The sequence below is a fragment of the Streptomyces avicenniae genome (assembly GCF_000719135.1).
Classification (GTDB): Bacteria; Actinomycetota; Actinomycetes; order Streptomycetales; family Streptomycetaceae; genus Streptomyces; species Streptomyces avicenniae.
In genome coordinates, this window is sequence record NZ_JOEK01000014.1 from 200,363 (window position 1) to 216,079 (window position 15,717).

Below are 15,717 nucleotides of genomic sequence, written 5' to 3' on the forward strand. Positions count from 1 at the left end.
GTCACTTGCTGTCGCTCCGGTCGTCGGTGGTCGCGCCGCCCGCGGGCACCTGCCGGGCGAAGCGCGCCGTGACGGCGGCGCCGTGCGCGGGCAGGTCCTCGGCCTCGGCGAGCGTCACGACGTGGTGGGCGACCTCGGCGAGGGCGTCGCGGTCGTAGTCCACGACGTGGATGCCGCGCAGGAACGACTGCACGGACAGGCCGGACGAGTGGCAGGCGCACCCGCCGGTGGGCAGGACGTGGTTGGAGCCCGCGGCGTAGTCGCCGAGGGAGACGGGGGCGTAGGGGCCGATGAAGACGGCGCCCGCGTTCCGTACCCGGGCGGCGATCGCGTGCGGGTCCTCGGTCAGGATCTCCAGGTGCTCGGCCGCGTAGGCGTCCACGACGGCGAGGCCTTGGTCGAGGTCGGTGACCAGGACGGTCCCCGACTGGCGGCCCGCCAGGGCCTCCGCGATCCGGCCGTGGTGCTTGGCGGCCGGGACCTGGACGGCGAGTTCGGCGTCCACGGCGTCGGCGAGCGCGACGGACGGCGTGACCAGGACGGCGGCGGCCAGCACGTCGTGCTCGGCCTGGCTGACGAGGTCGGCGGCGACGAGCGCGGGGTCGGCCGAGTCGTCGGCGAGGACGGCAATCTCGGTCGGCCCGGCCTCGGCGTCGATGCCGATGAGACCCTTGAGCAGCCGCTTGGCCGCGGCGACATACACGTTGCCAGGACCGGTGACGAGCCGGACGGGCGCGCACTCCTCGGTGCCGTGGGCGAACATGGCGACGGCCTGGGCGCCGCCCGCCGCGTACACCTCGTCCACGCCGAGCAGGGCGCAGGCGGCCAGGATGGTGGGGTGCGGGAGCCCGACGCCCCAGTCGTTGCCCGGCTCGCGCTGCGGCGGGGAGGCGACGGCCAGCGAGGCGACGCCCGCCTCCTGCGCCGGGACGACGTTCATCACGACCGACGACGGGTAGACCGCCCGGCCGCCCGGCACGTACAGGCCGACGCGCTCGACGGGCACCCAGCGCTCCGTGACGGTCCCCCCGGGCGCGACGCGGACGGTGGTGTCCGTGCGGCGCTGCTCGCGGTGGACGAGGCGGGCGCGGCGGATCGACTCCTCGAGACCGGCGCGGACGGCGGGGTCGAGTTCGGCCAGGGCGCGGCCCAGTGCCTCGACGGGCACCCGGACGCGGTCGATGGTGACGCCGTCGAACCGCCGCGCGTACTCGATCAGCGCCGCGGTGCCGCGATGGCGCACGTCCTCGCAGAGGGGCCGCACCGTCTCCAGGGCGGCCTCGACGTCGAGTTCGGCGCGCGGCAGCAGGTCGCGGTCGATCCCGCCCCCGGAGGAGGCGGTGTCCCGCAGATCGATTCGAGTCAGCACGCGTCCAGTTTCGCAGAAGGCCGGGGGCGGCCCGCACGGCGTTTCGGCATGCGGGCGGGCCCCGGGCGGCCACGGCGGGGACGCATCGCCCCGTCCCTCCGGACAGGCCATCGCGCAGCCGATAGGCTGGCCGGTCGTGACGACCACGCGCCTGCCGCTCTTCCCGCTGAACACCGTGTTGTTCCCGGGTCTGGTACTCCCGCTGAACGTGTTCGAGCCGCGGTACCGGGCGCTGATGGCGGACCTGATGGAGCTGCCCGAGGACGGCCCGCGGCCGTTCGGCGTGGTCGCGATCAGGGACGGGCACGAGACGTCGCCGAGCGAGGTGGGCCTGCCGGAGTCGGGCAAGCCGCCGGAGGCCACGGCGGGCTCGGGCTTCGCGCCGGGCGACCCGCGCCGCTCGTTCCACGAGGTGGGCTGCGTCGCGGACGCCTCGACGATCCGCGAGCGTCCTGGCGACGAGGGGTACGAGGTGCTGGCGACCGGCACGACGCGGTTCCGCCTCGTCTCGGTGAGCGCGGACGGACCGTACCTGACGGCCGAGGTGGAGCCGCTCGACGAGGTGGCGGGCGAGGGCGCGGGGGCGCTGGCGGCGGGGGTGCTGCGGGCGTTCAGGTCGTACCAGAAGGTGCTGGCGGGGGCGAACGAGCGGTCGCTCGCGCCGGGCCAGGACCTGCCGGACGACCCGTCGGTGGTGTCCTACCTGGTGGCGGCGGCGACGATGCTCTACACGCCGGACAAGCAGCGGCTGCTCCAGGCCGCGGACACGGCGACGCGGCTGGCGGAGGAACTGCGCATCCTGCGGCAGGAGACCGCGGTGATCGGCAAGCTGCCGTCCGTGCCGGGCGCGGAGTTCACCGTCCGGCCGACCAGCCTCAACTGATGGCGGGGCGCGGGCGGCGGGCCGCCGAGGGGGGCACGCAGGCAACGGTGGCGGCGGCGCGCGCGGGCGTCGCGTACACGCTGCACGCGTACACGCACGACCCGGCGGCGGCGTCGTACGGCAACGAGGCGGCCGAGGCCCTGGGCGTGGACCCGCCGCGGGTGTTCAAGACGCTGGTGGCGGACGTGGACGGCGCGCTGACGGTCGCGCTGGTGCCCGTCCCCGCGCAGCTGTCGCTGAAGGCGCTGGCGGCCGCGGTCGGCGGGAAGCGGGCAGCGATGGCCGATCCGGCGGCGGCCGAGCGCAGCAGCGGGTACGTGCGGGGCGGGATCTCGCCGCTGGGGCAGCGCAGGCGGCTGCCGACCGTGATCGACGTGTCGGCGCTCGGGCACGGGACGGTGTTCGTCTCCGCCGGGCGGCGCGGCCTGGAGATCGAGCTGGCCCCGTCCGACCTCGTCGCGCTCACCGGGGCGCGGACCGCGCCGCTCGCCAGGTAGGCGGGCACGCGGCCGTCACGCGACGGGCGGCAGGTCCAGGACGCGGGCGAGCGTGCGCAGGACGCCGTTCTCGGTGTGCGCGGGGCACACCTGGCGGGCGCGGCGGATCACGTCGGGGTGGGCCCCTGCCATGGCGAACGACCACTCGGCCGCGTCCAGCATCTCCAGGTCGTTCAGGTAGTCGCCGAACGCCATGGTCTGCGCGGGCGTCACGCCCAGTTCCCGCTGGAGACGGCGGACGGCCGTGCCCTTGTTGACGCCCGGCTGCATCACGTCGATCCAGTGGGCGCCCGAGACGACGACCTGGTGCGTGGCCTCCAGCGGCTTGAGGACGGGCGCGACGGTGCCGGCCGCGTCGCCGAACGCGAAGACGGCGACCTTCACGACGTCGTCGTCCACGGCGGTGAGGTCGGTGACGGTCCGGCGCGCGGCGTAGTACTTCGCGACCTCGGCGACGAACGCGGCGTCCGTCCGCTCGATCGAGGCGGCGCGCTTGCCGCAGACGACGACGCCGACGTCCGCGCCCTCGTCCGTGAGCTGGCGCACCGACCTGACGATCCGGGCCGCGACGGCGGGCTCAAGCGGCGCCGAGCTGACCTCAAGGCCGTCGCGGACGACGTAGGCGCCGTTCTCGGCGATGTGGACCATGCCGTCGTCCGCGCCCGCGAACAGCCCGGCGATGGTGGCGTACTGGCGTCCGCTGGCCGGGCTGAAGACGATGCCGCGCCGGTTCAGCTCGGCGAGCGTCGCGCCGAAGGCGTCGGGCAGGCGGCCCGCGGCGTCGAGCAGCGTGCCGTCGAGGTCGGTGACGACGAGCCGGATGTCGGGGGTGGCGGACGGGCGCGGCGCCTGGTGCGGGGAGGTCATGGTGTCCCACCGTACGGGGCCCGCGCGGGGCGGCCGGGGCGGGGCCCCGGCGTCGTCACGCCCTGCCGTCCGCGCCGCCCGCGCCGTTGCCACCCGCCTCGTCCCCGCCCTGACGGCCGCTCGCCTCGTGCCAGCGGGGGCTCTGCCAGTGCGGCAGCTCCGCGGGGGGCGGGGGCGTCTCGCGGGGCATCCACACGGCGGTGCAGAACATGTGCAGCCCGACGGCGGCGAACGGGAGGCCCAGGAGCACGCCCTTGGCGCCCAGTTCGAGCGGCGCCTCGAAGCGCACGTCGTCGCCGACCTCGGCGGCCCGCGCCAGCACGTCCTGCGTGGGGCCGAGCCAGATCCCGAGCCGCCAGGCGAGCAGGGCGCCGAGGAAGCCGCCGACCGCCAGGCCGACCACGGTGCCGACGCCCGCGCGGCGCCGCAGCAGGTGGACGGCGACGCCCGCCAGGGCGCCCAGCGCGAGCCCGGCGAGCAGGAAGGTTCCGTCGGACCCGACGGCCTGCTGCCCCTCGGAGTCGGCGAGCAGGACCGCGTCGCCCCTCTTGACCAGCGGGACGCGCGGCGCCCACCACAGCCACGCCAGGGCGAGCAGCACACCGGTCACCAGCGCGGTCGGCACGGCGACGAGCAGGCCGTCGCGTATCTCCCCCGGCCACTGCGCCGGGCCGCCCCCGCCGTCCTGGCTCCCGGCGACGGCCTGCGCCGCCCACGGGTCGTGGCCTGGCGGGGATGCGGGGCCCTGGTCGCGTCCGGGCTCGGGTTCGGTCACCTGATCATCCTGCCAGGTACGCCCGTGTGTTCGGGCCCCGGGACGGCCGTTCGGGCGCACGGCGGCGCGACCCCTTGGAAGACGGGCCCTACCTGACGGCCGCGCGCCGGTACGCCCAGGTGGCCAGCGCCAGCGCCAGGACGCCGGTCACGGCGCAGACCGTGAGATTCCCCGCGACCGACGCCCAGTCCGGGGCGGGGCCGAGCGCGTCGGCGAGGGCATCGACGCCGTAGCTCGACGGCAGCAGGTCGCGCAGCCACAGCGTCGGCTCGGGCAGCCGCGCCGTGGGCAGGACGCCGAGCAGCAGCGCGGCCGACATGCCGAGCTGCCCGCACAGCGTGGCCAGTTCGGGGCGCGGCGCGAGCAGCCCGAGGGCGGCGCCCAGCCCGGCGAGCGCGGCGCCCGCCAGCGGGACGACGGCGAGGGCGACCCACAGGCCGCCCATCGGCAGCTGGTACAGCAGACCGCCGCTGACGGCCGTGACGAGCACGCCCGGCACGGTGAACGAGGCGTACGCCGCCGCCGTCCCGAGCGCGACGGCCGTGGCGGGCACCGGCAACGTGGCGTAGTGGTCGAGCCCGCCGGTGGCGCGGAGCTGCCCGAAGTACTGGGCGAGGAGGTTGAGCGCGACGAACGCGACGACCAGCACGGCCGACCCGGCGACGACGGCGCGCGCCTCCTCGCCCCCGCCGCCGTCCACCACGCCGCGCATCAGGACCATGATCCCGATCGACTGGAAGGTCGCGACGAACAGCAGCGGGATGCGGGCGACGCGTGCCCGGGACAGCTGCGCCCGGTAGACGGCGCCGAGCGCGGGCCACAGCCGGGCGGCGGGCGCCAGGGGCGCGGGACCGGCGGCGGCCGGGGCGGTGGCGTGGACGGGTGCCGGGGCGGCGCGGGGCGTACGGGCGGTGTGGATCTCGGTGTCGGTCACGAACGGACCAGCCCTTCTCCCCTGCCGCCGAGGGCGAGGTAGACGTCTTCCAGGCTCGGCGTCGCCAGGGTGAAGTCGTCCAGGGCGGCGAACGCGGGCCCCTGGGTCACGGTGGTGACCAGCGCGCGGGCACGGTCGGGGGGCAGACGCAGGGTCCAGCGGCGCCCGGCGACGGTCGCGGCGCGGCGGGCGTCCGCGATGGCCGGGACGTGCAGCGGCGGGTCGCCGCGCCAGACGAGGTCGAGGCGCACGTCGGAGCCGACGAGCGCCTTGAGGCCGCCAGGCGTGTCGCAGGCGATCACCCGGCCCGCGTCGAGGACGGCGACCCGGTCGAGGACCGTCTCGGCCTCCAGGACGTTGTGCGTGACCAGCAGCACCGTCGCGCCGTCGGCGGCCCGGCGCCGCTCCACGGCGGCCCAGACGGCGCGCCGGGCGACGGGGTCCATGCCGGTGGTCGGCTCGTCGAGGACGAGGACGGGACGGCGGCCGGTGAGCGCGGCGGCCAGGCAGGCGAGGCGCCGCTGACCGCCGGAGAGGCGCTTGAGAGGCCGCCCTGCGAGGGCGGTGAGGCCGAGTTCCTCCAGGACGTCGTCGCGCTCACGGCGGGCGGCGGCGAGGTCGAGGCCGCGCAGCCTCGCGGTGGTCTCGGCGGCGAGGGCGACCGTCAGCTCGTCCAGGGCGGTGGACTCCTGGCCGAGGTAGGCCAGCAGCCTGGCGGCGCGACGCGGGTGGCGTACCAGGTCGTGGCCGAGGAGGGTGATGGCGCCCGAGTCGGGGCGCAGGAGGCCGGTGAGCTGCTTGACGAGCGTGGTCTTGCCCGCGCCGTTCGGGCCGAGGAGCCCGAAGATCTCGCCGTGCGCGATGTCGAGGCTGACGCCGTCGCTCGCCCGTACCGGCGCGGGGGCGGCGCCGCGCCTGCCGCGGCCCGCCGGGTAGGTCTTGACCAGGTCGCGCACGGCGAGCGCCGCGTCGGTGCTGACGGGGCGCGCTGTCGGGGGGCCGGGCCGTGCGCTCGAAGAGGCCACGAGGAGGCAGCCTACGCGGCGCGGCTGCCGTGCCGGACGCCGGGGCGCGCCGCCGGGCGCACGGCCGCGCGCCCGCGAGGCGGTCCCGGCGGGCCGGGGCGGCGGGTCACGCGGTGCGTTCCGCGCCGGTCCTGGCGTCCACCTCGCGCCAGAACCCGGCGCGGATCGCGTACCTGTCCTGCTCGTCGATCTGGTCGTCCTTGTGGGCGAGCAGGCCGAAGCGGGCGGCGTAGCGCAGGAGTTCGCCGTCGATGCGGTGCGGGATGCGGGGGTACTCGGTGGACAGCCGCTGGAGGTGGAGCGGGGCGGCGAGGCGTTCGGCCCAGCGGCGCGCGAAGACCTGGCCGACCTCGAACGGGTCGCCGCTGACCGCGGTGATGTCCTCCTCGCGGTCGGCCCAGCGCTGTTCGGCCGTGGTGACCTGCGACAGCATCGGGATGGCCGCGATCTCGGGGGCCTCGTCGGGGGCGCCGCGATCGACCCAGCCGCGGTCGGACGACCAGCGCAGGGTCGCCGTGGCGGGGGCGCCGGGCTGCGGGCCGGTGGGGAGGGGGCGGCCGAGACCCGCGAGGTCCTTGGGCGTCGGGACGCCCTTGGCCACCGGCGTCCCGTTGACGCGCTGTTCCGGGGGGCACGGCGCGGTGTCGTCGTCGGGGCCCGCACCGTTCTTGGCGTGCGCGGGCCGCCGGGTGCCGGTGTCGGCGGCGGTCCCCGCGGCCTCGGGGAAGGGTGCGGCGAGGATGGCGGCGATCTCAGGGCGGGGCGCCGAGTGCGGCGTGCCCGCGATCTGCGACTCGTTGACGCGGACGGCACGGGTGATCCACGCGCGGTCGAGGACGCGGCGCTCGTCGGCCTCGGCGACGAGGTCCTCCGACTGGTTGTAGTCGCCGTCGGCGGCCTGCACGGCCCACAGGTGGACGGCGACGCCGTGCTCCTTCGCGGACATGAGGCCGGGGAGCAGGTCGCCGTCGCCGGTCACGAGGACGATGTCGGCGCAGGCGCGGTTGCGGGCGAGTTCGGTCAGTTCCGCGTGCATCGCGGCGTCCACGCCCTTCTGCGCCCAGCGGCCGTCGCTGCGGGTGAGGGCGCCGAGGCGTACGGTGACGCGCGGCATGACGCGGAGCCTGCGGTGCTCCGGCTGCGGCACGCGGTCGGGCGCGCCGTCGAACCAGTAGATGCGCAACAGGTTCCGGCCGGTGTCGGCCTCGGCGCGTTCGCGCAGCCCGTGGATGAGGGCGGCGTGATCGACCGAGATCCTGGGCCTGGCGGGTTCTCCGGCGAGAAGACTGGCCGCGGCGCCCAGCAAGTACCCGGCGTCCACCAGGACGACGCAGCGGTCCACGTAGCACCTTCTTTCCCCGGAACGTTTTCTTGAGTCTGCCCGACACGGGCGCCGTTATCTGCGCCAACTCGATCTTCGGCGTGGCGAATCGGATACCCGTAATGCCCGGAGTGCGAACTATGGCGCGCCGTGCGACGCTGGTGCTGAGCCGCCGTTCCGCGTGACGCGGGAGGGCACCCCGAGAGTCGCCGCAGCGCCAGGAGGGAACATGGCCAAGGACAAGGACAGCGGTCGCCGCAGGCCGCCCGAGACGCCCACCGGGGAGACCCGTCCCGAGGCGCCGGTCGAGCAGCCCAAGAACCGCAAGCGCGAACGGCGTTTCGGGCACAACTGACCGCACGCGGCCCCCGCCCGGGAGGGACGACGAGCCCCCGCGCGGAGTGAGACACGAAGGGCGCACCCCCCGAGGGAGTGCGCCCTTCGTGCGCCGTGCGCGCCGACCGTGATCCGGGCCCACGGCCGCGGCCCGTGCCGCGCGCGTCAGTCCGTGAACGCGTGCCGCTCGTGCGCCGCGGCGAAATAGCGGGCGTCCGACACCTGGGACGGCAGCGAGTACACGGTCATCTCCCCGTGGTGCACGATGTCATATGCCTCGTGCACACACCGGAGACGGTCCTCGAATGCGGCCCCCGGGAAATACTCCAGCAACGCGTGTACCGCTTCGTCACGCGAGGCGTGCACCTCACGCAGCAGAAAGACGGACTTGGCTATCATTCGGGCATCCACGGCAACCCACCCCTTCGATCCCCTCAATGGCGATGTTCTCGATATCGAAGGTAGCTCCGCGGATGCCCCGGTCAGGTAAAGCCGATTCCATTATCCGGCCAAGCAGGCGGGACCGAGCAGGGCCTTGAGGTCGCCGAAGAGCGCGGGGTCCGCCTGGACGCGGTGCCGGTCGAGGCGCAGCAGCGTCGTCGTGCGCCTGCCCTGGAGCCTGACGCGCACCTCGGTCGGCCCCCGGTGCTGGCCGAGGAGTTCGCCGAGGCGTTCCACGAGCGGCGGGGTGACCTTGACGCTGGGGATGGTGATGGTGACCGGGGCGTCCCGGGAGGCGTCGCTCAGGTCGGGCACCATCAGCTCCATGGCGACCAGCCGCGGCACGTCCTCGCGCTTGTCCAGCCTGCCCTTGACGAAGACGACCGTGTCCTCGACGAGTTGCGTGGAGATCAGCTGGTAGGTCGCGGGGAAGAACATGCAGTCGATCGAGCCGGCGAGGTCCTCGACGGTGGCGATGGCCCACGGGTTGCCCTGCTTGGTCATCTTCCGCTGGAGGCCGGAGATGATGCCGCCGATGGTGACCGTCGCGCCGTCCGGGTACTCGCCGCCGGTGAGCGCGGAGATGGTGGCGTCGGCCTTGTCGTTCAACACGTGCTCGATGCCGAACAGCGGGTGGTCCGACACGTACAGGCCCAGCATTTCGCGTTCCTGGGCGAGCAGGTAGGTCTTCTCCCACTCCTCCTCGGAGAAGACGACGTCGAGCCCGAATCCGGGGCCGTCGTCCTTTCCGTCGTCACCCATGGCGCCGAAGAGGTCGAATTGCCCTTCCGCCTCCTTGCGCTTCACCTGCACGACATTGTCGATCATCGAGTCGAAATGCGCGGTGAGGCCCTTGCGGGTGTGGCCGAGCGTGTCGAATCCACCGGCCTTGATGAGGGATTCGACGGTCCGCTTGTTGCAGACCACGGCCTCGACCTTGTCGAGGAAATCGGGGAAAGAGGTGTACTTTCCCTTGGCCTTACGGGTGGCGACGATGGAATCCACCACGTTCTGCCCGACGTTGCGCACGGCGGTGAGGCCGAAGACGATCGTCTCGTCACCCCGGGGGGTGAAGAACGCCTCGGACTCGTTGACGTCGGGCGGCAGCACCTTGATCCCCATACGACGGCACTCGTTGAGGTAGATCGCCGACTTGTCCTTGTCGTCCCTGACCGAGGTGAGCACGCCCGCCATGTACTCGGCCGGGTAGTTCGCCTTCAGATAGGCGGTCCAGTAGGTGATCAGACCGTACGCGGAGGAGTGCGCCTTGTTGAACGCGTAGCCGGAGAAGGGGACCAGGACGTCCCACACCGCCTGGACCGCCTCGTCGGAGTAGCCCCGCTCCCGCATGCCCTGCTGGAAGGGGACGAACTCCTTCTCCAGGATCTCCTTCTTCTTCTTGCCCATCGCGCGGCGCAGCAGATCGGCCTGTCCGAGCGAGTACCCGGCGAGCACCTGGGCGGCCTTCTGCACCTGCTCCTGGTAGACGACGAGACCGTAGGTGACGTCGAGGACGTCCTTCAGCGGCTCCTCAAGCTCCGGGTGGATCGGCGTGATCTCCTGCTGGCCGTTCTTGCGCAGGGCGTAGTTGATGTGGCTGTTCATGCCCATCGGCCCGGGACGGTACAGGGCGCCGACGGCGGAGATGTCCTCGAAGTGCGTCGGCTTCATCATGCGCAGCAGCGACCGCATCGGGCCGCCGTCGAACTGGAAGACGCTCAGGGTGTCGCCGCGGCCGAGCAGTTCGAAGGTCTTCGGGTCGTCCAGCGGCAGCTTCAGCAGCTCGACGTCGATGCCCTTGTTCTGCTTGATGAGCTTGACGGCGTCGTCCATGATCGTCAGGTTGCGCAGCCCGAGGAAGTCCATCTTCAGCAGGCCGAGCGACTCACAGGTGGGGTAGTCCCACTGGGTGACGACCACCCCGTCGTTCTTCGGGGCGAACAGCGGGACGTGGTCCACCAGCCGCTCGCTCGACATGATGACGCCCGCGGCGTGCATGCCCATCTGCCGCACCAGGCCCTCAAGGCCCCGCGCCGTGTCGATGACCTTGCGGACGTCCGCCTCGTTCTCGTACATCCCCCGGACCTCGGCCGCCTCGCTGTAGCGCGGGTGGTCCTTGTCGGTGATGCCGGACAGCGGGATGCCCTTGCCGAGCACGTCGGCGGGCATCGCCTTGGTGATGCGGTCGCCCATCGCGTACGGGTAGCCGAGCACGCGGGAGGCGTCCTTGATCGCGGCCTTGGCCTTGATGGTGCCGTAGGTGCCGATCATCGACACCTTGTCCGCGCCGTACTTCTCGGTGACGTACCGGATGACCTCGCCGCGCCTGCGCTCGTCGAAGTCGATGTCCACGTCCGGCATCGAGATGCGCTCGGGGTTCAGGAACCGCTCGAAGATCAGCCCGTGGTCGAGCGGGTCGAGGTCGGTGATGCCGAGGGCGTACGAGACGAGCGACCCGGCCGCCGAGCCGCGGCCTGGGCCGACCGCGATGCCCTGCGACTTGGCCCACATGATGAAGTCCGCGACCACGAGGAAGTAGCCGGGGAACCCCATCTGGATGATGACGCCCATCTCGTACTCGACCTGCCGCTGCTGCTCGTCCGGCACGCCGCCGGGGTAGCGGCGGCCCATGCCACGCGCGACCTCCTCGCGGAACCAGGTGACCTCCGTGTAGCCGTCGGGCACGTCGAAGCGCGGCATCAGGTCGCGCGGCTTGAACCAACCCTCGGTGTCCACCTGCTCGGCGACCAGCCGCGTGTTGGCGCAGCCCTCCTGCCAGGCGTCGGACAGATCGACGGCGTACATCTCCTCGGGCGACTTCAGGTAGTACCCGGCGCCGTCGAAGCGGAAGCGGTCGGGGTCGGAGAGGTTCTTGCCGGTCTGGACGCACAGCAGCGCGTCGTGGGCCCCGGCCTCCTCCGCGTACGTGTAGTGGCTGTCGTTGGTGACGATCGGCGGGATGCCCAGCTTCCTGCCGATGTCCAGCAGCCCGTCCCGCACCCGCTTCTCGATCTCAAGACCGTGGTCCATCAGCTCCAGGAAGTAGCGGCTCTTGCCGAAGATCTCCTGGTACTCGGCGGCGGCCTTCAGCGCCTCGTCGGGCTGGCCGAGGCGCAGCCGCGTCTGGACCTCGCCTGAGGGGCAGCCGGTGGACGCGATCAGGCCGTCGGCGTGCTGGGCGATGGTCTCCTTGTCCATCCGGGGCCACTTCACGAAGTAGCCCTCGGTGTAGGCGTCGGACGAGAGGCGGAACAGGTTGTGCAGGCCGTTCCTGTTGTACGCCCAGATCGTCTTGTGCGTGTAGCCGCCGGAGCCGGAGATGTCGTCGCGCTTCTGGTGCGGCTGGCCCCAGTGGACGCGGCGCTTGTGGCGGCGCGACTCGGGCGCGACGTACGCCTCGATGCCGATGATCGGCGTGATGCCCGCGCCCGTCGCCTGCTGGAAGAAGTCGTAGGCGCCGTGCAGGTTCCCGTGGTCCGTGATCGCGATGTGGGACATGCCCATGTCCTGGCACGCCTTGAACATGTCCTTGAGCCGCGCCGCACCGTCCAGCAGCGAGTACTGGGTGTGAACATGCAGGTGTGTGAACGGCTTGGTCACTCCACGGGCCTTCCGCAGCAGGGGTGGTTTGGTTCCCCGACCCTACCCCGCTCACCTCCCGTCCCGACGCCGGGCTCCGGCGTCGGCGCCGAGCGTGTCCTCGCAGGTCAGCGGGGGTGCGCGGCGCGTTTCCCAAGGTCAACGCGGTGTGGGCGGAGGGGGTGGGGAGCGGCCTTTACGACGTCCCTACGGCCCGGCGTGGCACACTCGCCAGCGTGGGGATGTCAGCTTTCCGTGGGTCCTCCCACGGCTCCGGTCTGCGCGTGACGCGCGCCGCGGTGTTCGCGGCGCTGCTCGTCACGCTCTCCGCCGGTGCGCACGTGCTGCTGTCCGACGCACCGCTCCCCGCGCCCGCGGTGGCCGCCGTCTTCGCGGTGGTCTTCCTCCTCGCCCTCCTCCTGGCCGGGGAGCGCGAGCGCGGTCTGTGGGCGATCGCCGGGCTCCTGCTCCCCCTCCAGCTCGCCGCCGACACCGTCTTCACCGCGGGACAGGCCACCTGTTACGGGCCGGGCGGCGGCCCGGTGACCGGCCCGCTGCGGATGCTCGGGGTCGATCTGATCTGCGGGGGGGCCGACTTCGGCGCCCCCTTGACGCAGCTCGCCGGGCCCGTGGACCTGCCAGGCGGCCCGCTGGGGCTGCTCGCCGCGCACCTCATAGCCGGGTTCGTCGCCGCGTGCTGGCTGCGCGGCGGCGAGGCCGCCGTCGCCCGCACGCTGCGCGCGGCCGTGGCCGCCGGGTTCCGCCCGCTGCTGGTCGCGTTCGCCTTCGTCCGCGCGTCGGTCCCGGCCGCCCCGGGCGCCACGCCGCGCCCGGACAGCCGTGACGGCCACCTCCCGGCCACGCTGTCGCTGTACCGCTCCGTCCTGCGCCGCGGTCCGCCCGCGGGCACCGCGCTCGCCGTCTGAGTCGAGCGCACCGCCCGAACCGACCGCAGCAGCACGTGACCCACAGCAGACGGAGCACCACAGCCATGAGCAAGCGCAACTCCCTCGATGCCAAGCGCGCCGCGCGCGCCCGCCTCCACGCGGAACGCGAGCGCGAGGCCCGCAAGGCGAAGGTCCGCAGGCGCCTCACCGTCACCGGCAGCGCCGTCGTCGTCCTCGGCATAGCCGCGGGCGTGGGCGTCGCCGTCGCCGGGCAGAGCGGCGGCGGCTCGAACGACGCCACCGACTGGTCGGCCGTCCGCTCCCAGGTGGACGACGGCACGGACGGCGGCTTCCCCGACGCCGCCCCCGCCAACACCACGGGTGACGACGGTCTGACCGTCCGCATCGGCGACGCCGACGCCCCCAACACCCTCACGCTGTACGAGGACCCCCGCTGCCCGGTCTGCGCCGCGCTGGAGCAGAACGTCGGCGACTCCATCCAGCAGGGCGTCGAGGACGGCACCTACAGCATCGACTACGTCTTCGGCACCTTCCTCGACGACAGCTTCGGCGGCAGCGGCTCCAAGAACGCCCTGGAGGCACTCGGCGCCGCGCTCGACGTGAGCCCCGAGGCGTTCGTCGCCTACCACGAGGCCCTCTACTCGGCAGAGCACCACCCGGACGAGCGCTCCGACGACTTCGGCGACGACCAGAACCTCATCGACATCGCCCAGACCGTGCCCGAGCTGAAGGACAACGCGGACTTCCAGGCGGCGGTGAACGACAGCACGTACGCGGCCTGGGCCCTGCGGATGTCCGACACGTTCGACAGCACGGACGACGTCACCGGCACCCCGACCCTCCGCTACAACGGCGAGGTCGTGGACACACCGCAGACCCCCGAGGCGTTCGAGCAGATGATCGCCGACAACAGCGCGGCGCAGTGAGCCCCGCGGTGGGGCGGTCCCCCGGGCCCGCCCCACCGCGTCCGCTCACACGTCCCGGTGGTGCGCCGCCACCGGCACGACCGCCGCGCACACCAGCGGCCACAGCACGTACACGGCCCATGAACCGGCGGTCGTCGCCGGATGCTCCGGCGTGATCATCTCCGGGCCGAGGGACGTGAGGTGGTCCCAGGCGCTCAGTGGCAGCGCGTGGTCGAGCGCCGCGCTCCACGCGTACTTCTCGCTGACGAGCGAGGGCACGAGGAGCAGCACGGCCGCCGTCATGGCGACCGCCCCCGCCGCATGCCGCAGCAGCGCGCCGACGGCAGCCCCCGCCAGCGCGGCGACCGGCGCCAGCAGCGCCGAGGCGGCCACCGCACGCAGCGCGCCCGGGTCACCGATCGACATGCCGATGCCCTGCCGGGCGAGGACCGCCTGGCTCGCCCAGAACGAGACGCCCGCCACCAGCGTCCCGAACAGGGCGGTCACCGCCGCGAGGACCAGGACCTTGGCCGCCATGACGGAACGCCGCGCCGGGACGGCGGTGAACGCCGTGCGCACGAGCCCGGTCGCGTGCTCCCCCGCGACGGCGGTGGCGCCCAGCGCGCCGAGGACCAGCGCCATGATCATGGCGGCGCTGTCGTTGAACGCGTCCCTGATCGCCCAGACGGGCACGAAGATCTCCTTGACGCCCGGTCCGTAGCCCGGCCAGTTGGCCTGATCGCTCCACGCGGCGTTCACCGCGATCCCGACCACGACCGGCGCGCAGACGCCGAGCGCCCACCAGGTGGAGCGCAGCGAGCGGAACCTGATCCACTCGGCGACGACGAGGTCCGGGAACCGGGGTCGGCGCCCCTCCCCCACGTCGGCGACGGGAGCGGTACGCGCGCTCACCGGCCCTCACCCGCCGCGTACTCGACGCTTTCCGCCGTCAGTTCCATGAACGCCTCCTCCAACGACGCCCTCCGGGGCGTCAGTTCGCTCAGCACCACGCGACGCTCCGCCGCCAGCTCACCCACCCGCCGGGCGCCGACCCCCGTCACCAGCAGGCCGCCGTCCCGCCGCGTCACCCCGGCCCCCTCGGCGGCGAGCAGCCGCGCGAGCGCGCCCTGGTCGTCCGCCCGTACCCACACGCCGCCGCCTCCGGCCCGCGCGGAGAAGGCGGCGAGGCTCTCCACGGCGATCAGCCGCCCCCGCCCGATGACGACGAGGTCGTCCGCCGTGTGTTCCATCTCGCTCATCAGGTGGCTGGACACGAACACCGTGCGCCCCTCGGCCGCGAGGCCGCGGAACAGCCCGCGGACCCAGCGCACGCCCTCAGGGTCGAGGCCGTTCAGCGGCTCGTCGAAGACCAGCACCGGCGGGTCGCCGAGCAACGCCACCGCGATCCCCAGGCGCTGCCGCATGCCGAGCGACCAGCCGCCGACCCGGCGGCGCGCCGCGTCCGCGAGCCCGACCTCCGCCAGCACCTCGTCCACCCGCGACCGCGGCAGCCCGTTCGCCCGCGCCAGCGCCCACAGGTGCGCGACCCCCGACCGGCCGCCGTGCGCGTCCCCCGCGTCCAGCAGGGCGCCGACGTGCCGCAGCCCCCGGGCGCGGTCCCGGAACGGCACCCCCGCCACCCGCGCGGCCCCCGACGTGGGCGCGCACAGCCCCAGCACCATCCGCAGCGTCGTGCTCTTCCCCGCGCCGTTCGGGCCGAGGAAGCCCGTGACCCGGCCGGGCCGCACCCCGAAGGTCAGCCCGTCCACCACCGTCCGCCCACCGAACCGCTTGGTGAGCCCTTCCAGTTCGATCATGCCCACCAGGCTTCCGGCCCGCCGGGCGCGCCACATCGGGCCACGGGGCACACGCGTGGC

Annotated in this window: 14 protein-coding genes; 5 read left to right on the forward strand and 9 right to left on the reverse strand. The window is 73.7% G+C overall.

Annotated elements, in window-relative coordinates; all coding sequences use genetic code 11:
- Position 1: 1 nt before the first annotated feature.
- A complete protein-coding gene (gene hisD / locus IF27_RS23880; protein WP_052851797.1) occupies positions 2–1,369 on the reverse strand; it encodes a histidinol dehydrogenase in 1,368 nt (455 codons plus the stop codon).
- 136 nt (positions 1,370–1,505) lie between these two features.
- Between hisD and IF27_RS23885 the strand changes: the two genes are divergently transcribed.
- Both IF27_RS23885 and ybaK read left to right on the forward strand, forming a co-directional pair.
- Positions 1,506–2,252, forward strand: coding sequence for an LON peptidase substrate-binding domain-containing protein (locus IF27_RS23885; RefSeq protein WP_052851798.1), 747 nt, complete (start codon positions 1,506–1,508; stop codon positions 2,250–2,252).
- A complete protein-coding gene (gene ybaK / locus IF27_RS23890) occupies positions 2,252–2,749 on the forward strand; it encodes a Cys-tRNA(Pro) deacylase (protein WP_052851799.1) in 498 nt (165 codons plus the stop codon). The genes IF27_RS23885 and ybaK overlap by 1 nt, the downstream gene beginning before the upstream one ends.
- A gap of 15 nt (positions 2,750–2,764) precedes the next feature.
- Here ybaK and IF27_RS23895 read toward each other — a convergent pair whose 3' ends face one another.
- The 5 genes from IF27_RS23895 to IF27_RS23915 form a co-directional block, all read right to left on the reverse strand.
- A complete protein-coding gene (locus tag IF27_RS23895; protein ID WP_052851874.1) occupies positions 2,765–3,616 on the reverse strand; it encodes a Cof-type HAD-IIB family hydrolase in 852 nt (283 codons plus the stop codon).
- A 55-nt stretch (positions 3,617–3,671) separates the two neighbouring features.
- Positions 3,672–4,391, reverse strand: coding sequence for an ABC transporter permease (locus tag IF27_RS23900; protein ID WP_223291188.1), 720 nt, complete (start codon positions 4,389–4,391; stop codon positions 3,672–3,674).
- Between the two features lie 88 nt (positions 4,392–4,479).
- Complete coding sequence (locus tag IF27_RS23905) at positions 4,480–5,325, reverse strand: ABC transporter permease (RefSeq protein WP_052851800.1); 846 nt, start codon at positions 5,323–5,325, stop codon at positions 4,480–4,482.
- Positions 5,322–6,281 (reverse strand): ABC transporter ATP-binding protein, encoded by a 960-nt coding sequence (locus IF27_RS23910; RefSeq protein ID WP_110946194.1) that lies wholly within the window; start codon positions 6,279–6,281, stop codon positions 5,322–5,324. The genes IF27_RS23905 and IF27_RS23910 overlap by 4 nt, the downstream gene beginning before the upstream one ends.
- Before the next feature lie 175 nt (positions 6,282–6,456).
- Complete coding sequence (locus IF27_RS23915) at positions 6,457–7,692, reverse strand: NYN domain-containing protein (protein WP_052851802.1); 1,236 nt, start codon at positions 7,690–7,692, stop codon at positions 6,457–6,459.
- Between the two features lie 208 nt (positions 7,693–7,900).
- Here IF27_RS23915 and IF27_RS31865 point away from each other — a divergent pair, with 208 nt between their 5' ends.
- Positions 7,901–8,026, forward strand: a complete 126-nt coding sequence (locus IF27_RS31865; RefSeq protein ID WP_263053853.1) for a hypothetical protein — start codon at positions 7,901–7,903, stop codon at positions 8,024–8,026.
- 482 nt (positions 8,027–8,508) lie between these two features.
- Here IF27_RS31865 and dnaE read toward each other — a convergent pair whose 3' ends face one another.
- Positions 8,509–12,048: a DNA polymerase III subunit alpha gene (dnaE, locus tag IF27_RS23925; protein ID WP_052851804.1), complete on the reverse strand. Its 3,540-nt coding sequence runs from the start codon at positions 12,046–12,048 to the stop codon at positions 8,509–8,511.
- Positions 12,049–12,269: 221 nt separating this feature from the next.
- Between dnaE and IF27_RS23930 the strand changes: the two genes are divergently transcribed.
- Together IF27_RS23930 and IF27_RS23935 are read left to right on the forward strand one after the other, a co-directional pair.
- Entirely contained in the window at positions 12,270–12,953 is a 684-nt protein-coding gene (locus IF27_RS23930) for a hypothetical protein (RefSeq protein ID WP_052851805.1), read from the forward strand.
- Between the two features lie 65 nt (positions 12,954–13,018).
- Complete coding sequence (locus IF27_RS23935; RefSeq protein ID WP_052851806.1) at positions 13,019–13,861, forward strand: thioredoxin domain-containing protein; 843 nt, start codon at positions 13,019–13,021, stop codon at positions 13,859–13,861.
- Between the two features lie 45 nt (positions 13,862–13,906).
- Here the strand turns inward: IF27_RS23935 and IF27_RS23940 are convergent, their stop codons facing one another.
- Together IF27_RS23940 and IF27_RS23945 are read right to left on the reverse strand one after the other, a co-directional pair.
- Positions 13,907–14,752, reverse strand: coding sequence for an ABC transporter permease (locus IF27_RS23940; protein ID WP_110946195.1), 846 nt, complete (start codon positions 14,750–14,752; stop codon positions 13,907–13,909).
- Positions 14,749–15,657 (reverse strand): ABC transporter ATP-binding protein, encoded by a 909-nt coding sequence (locus tag IF27_RS23945; RefSeq protein WP_052851877.1) that lies wholly within the window; start codon positions 15,655–15,657, stop codon positions 14,749–14,751. The genes IF27_RS23940 and IF27_RS23945 overlap by 4 nt, the downstream gene beginning before the upstream one ends.
- Positions 15,658–15,717 lie beyond the last annotated feature (60 nt).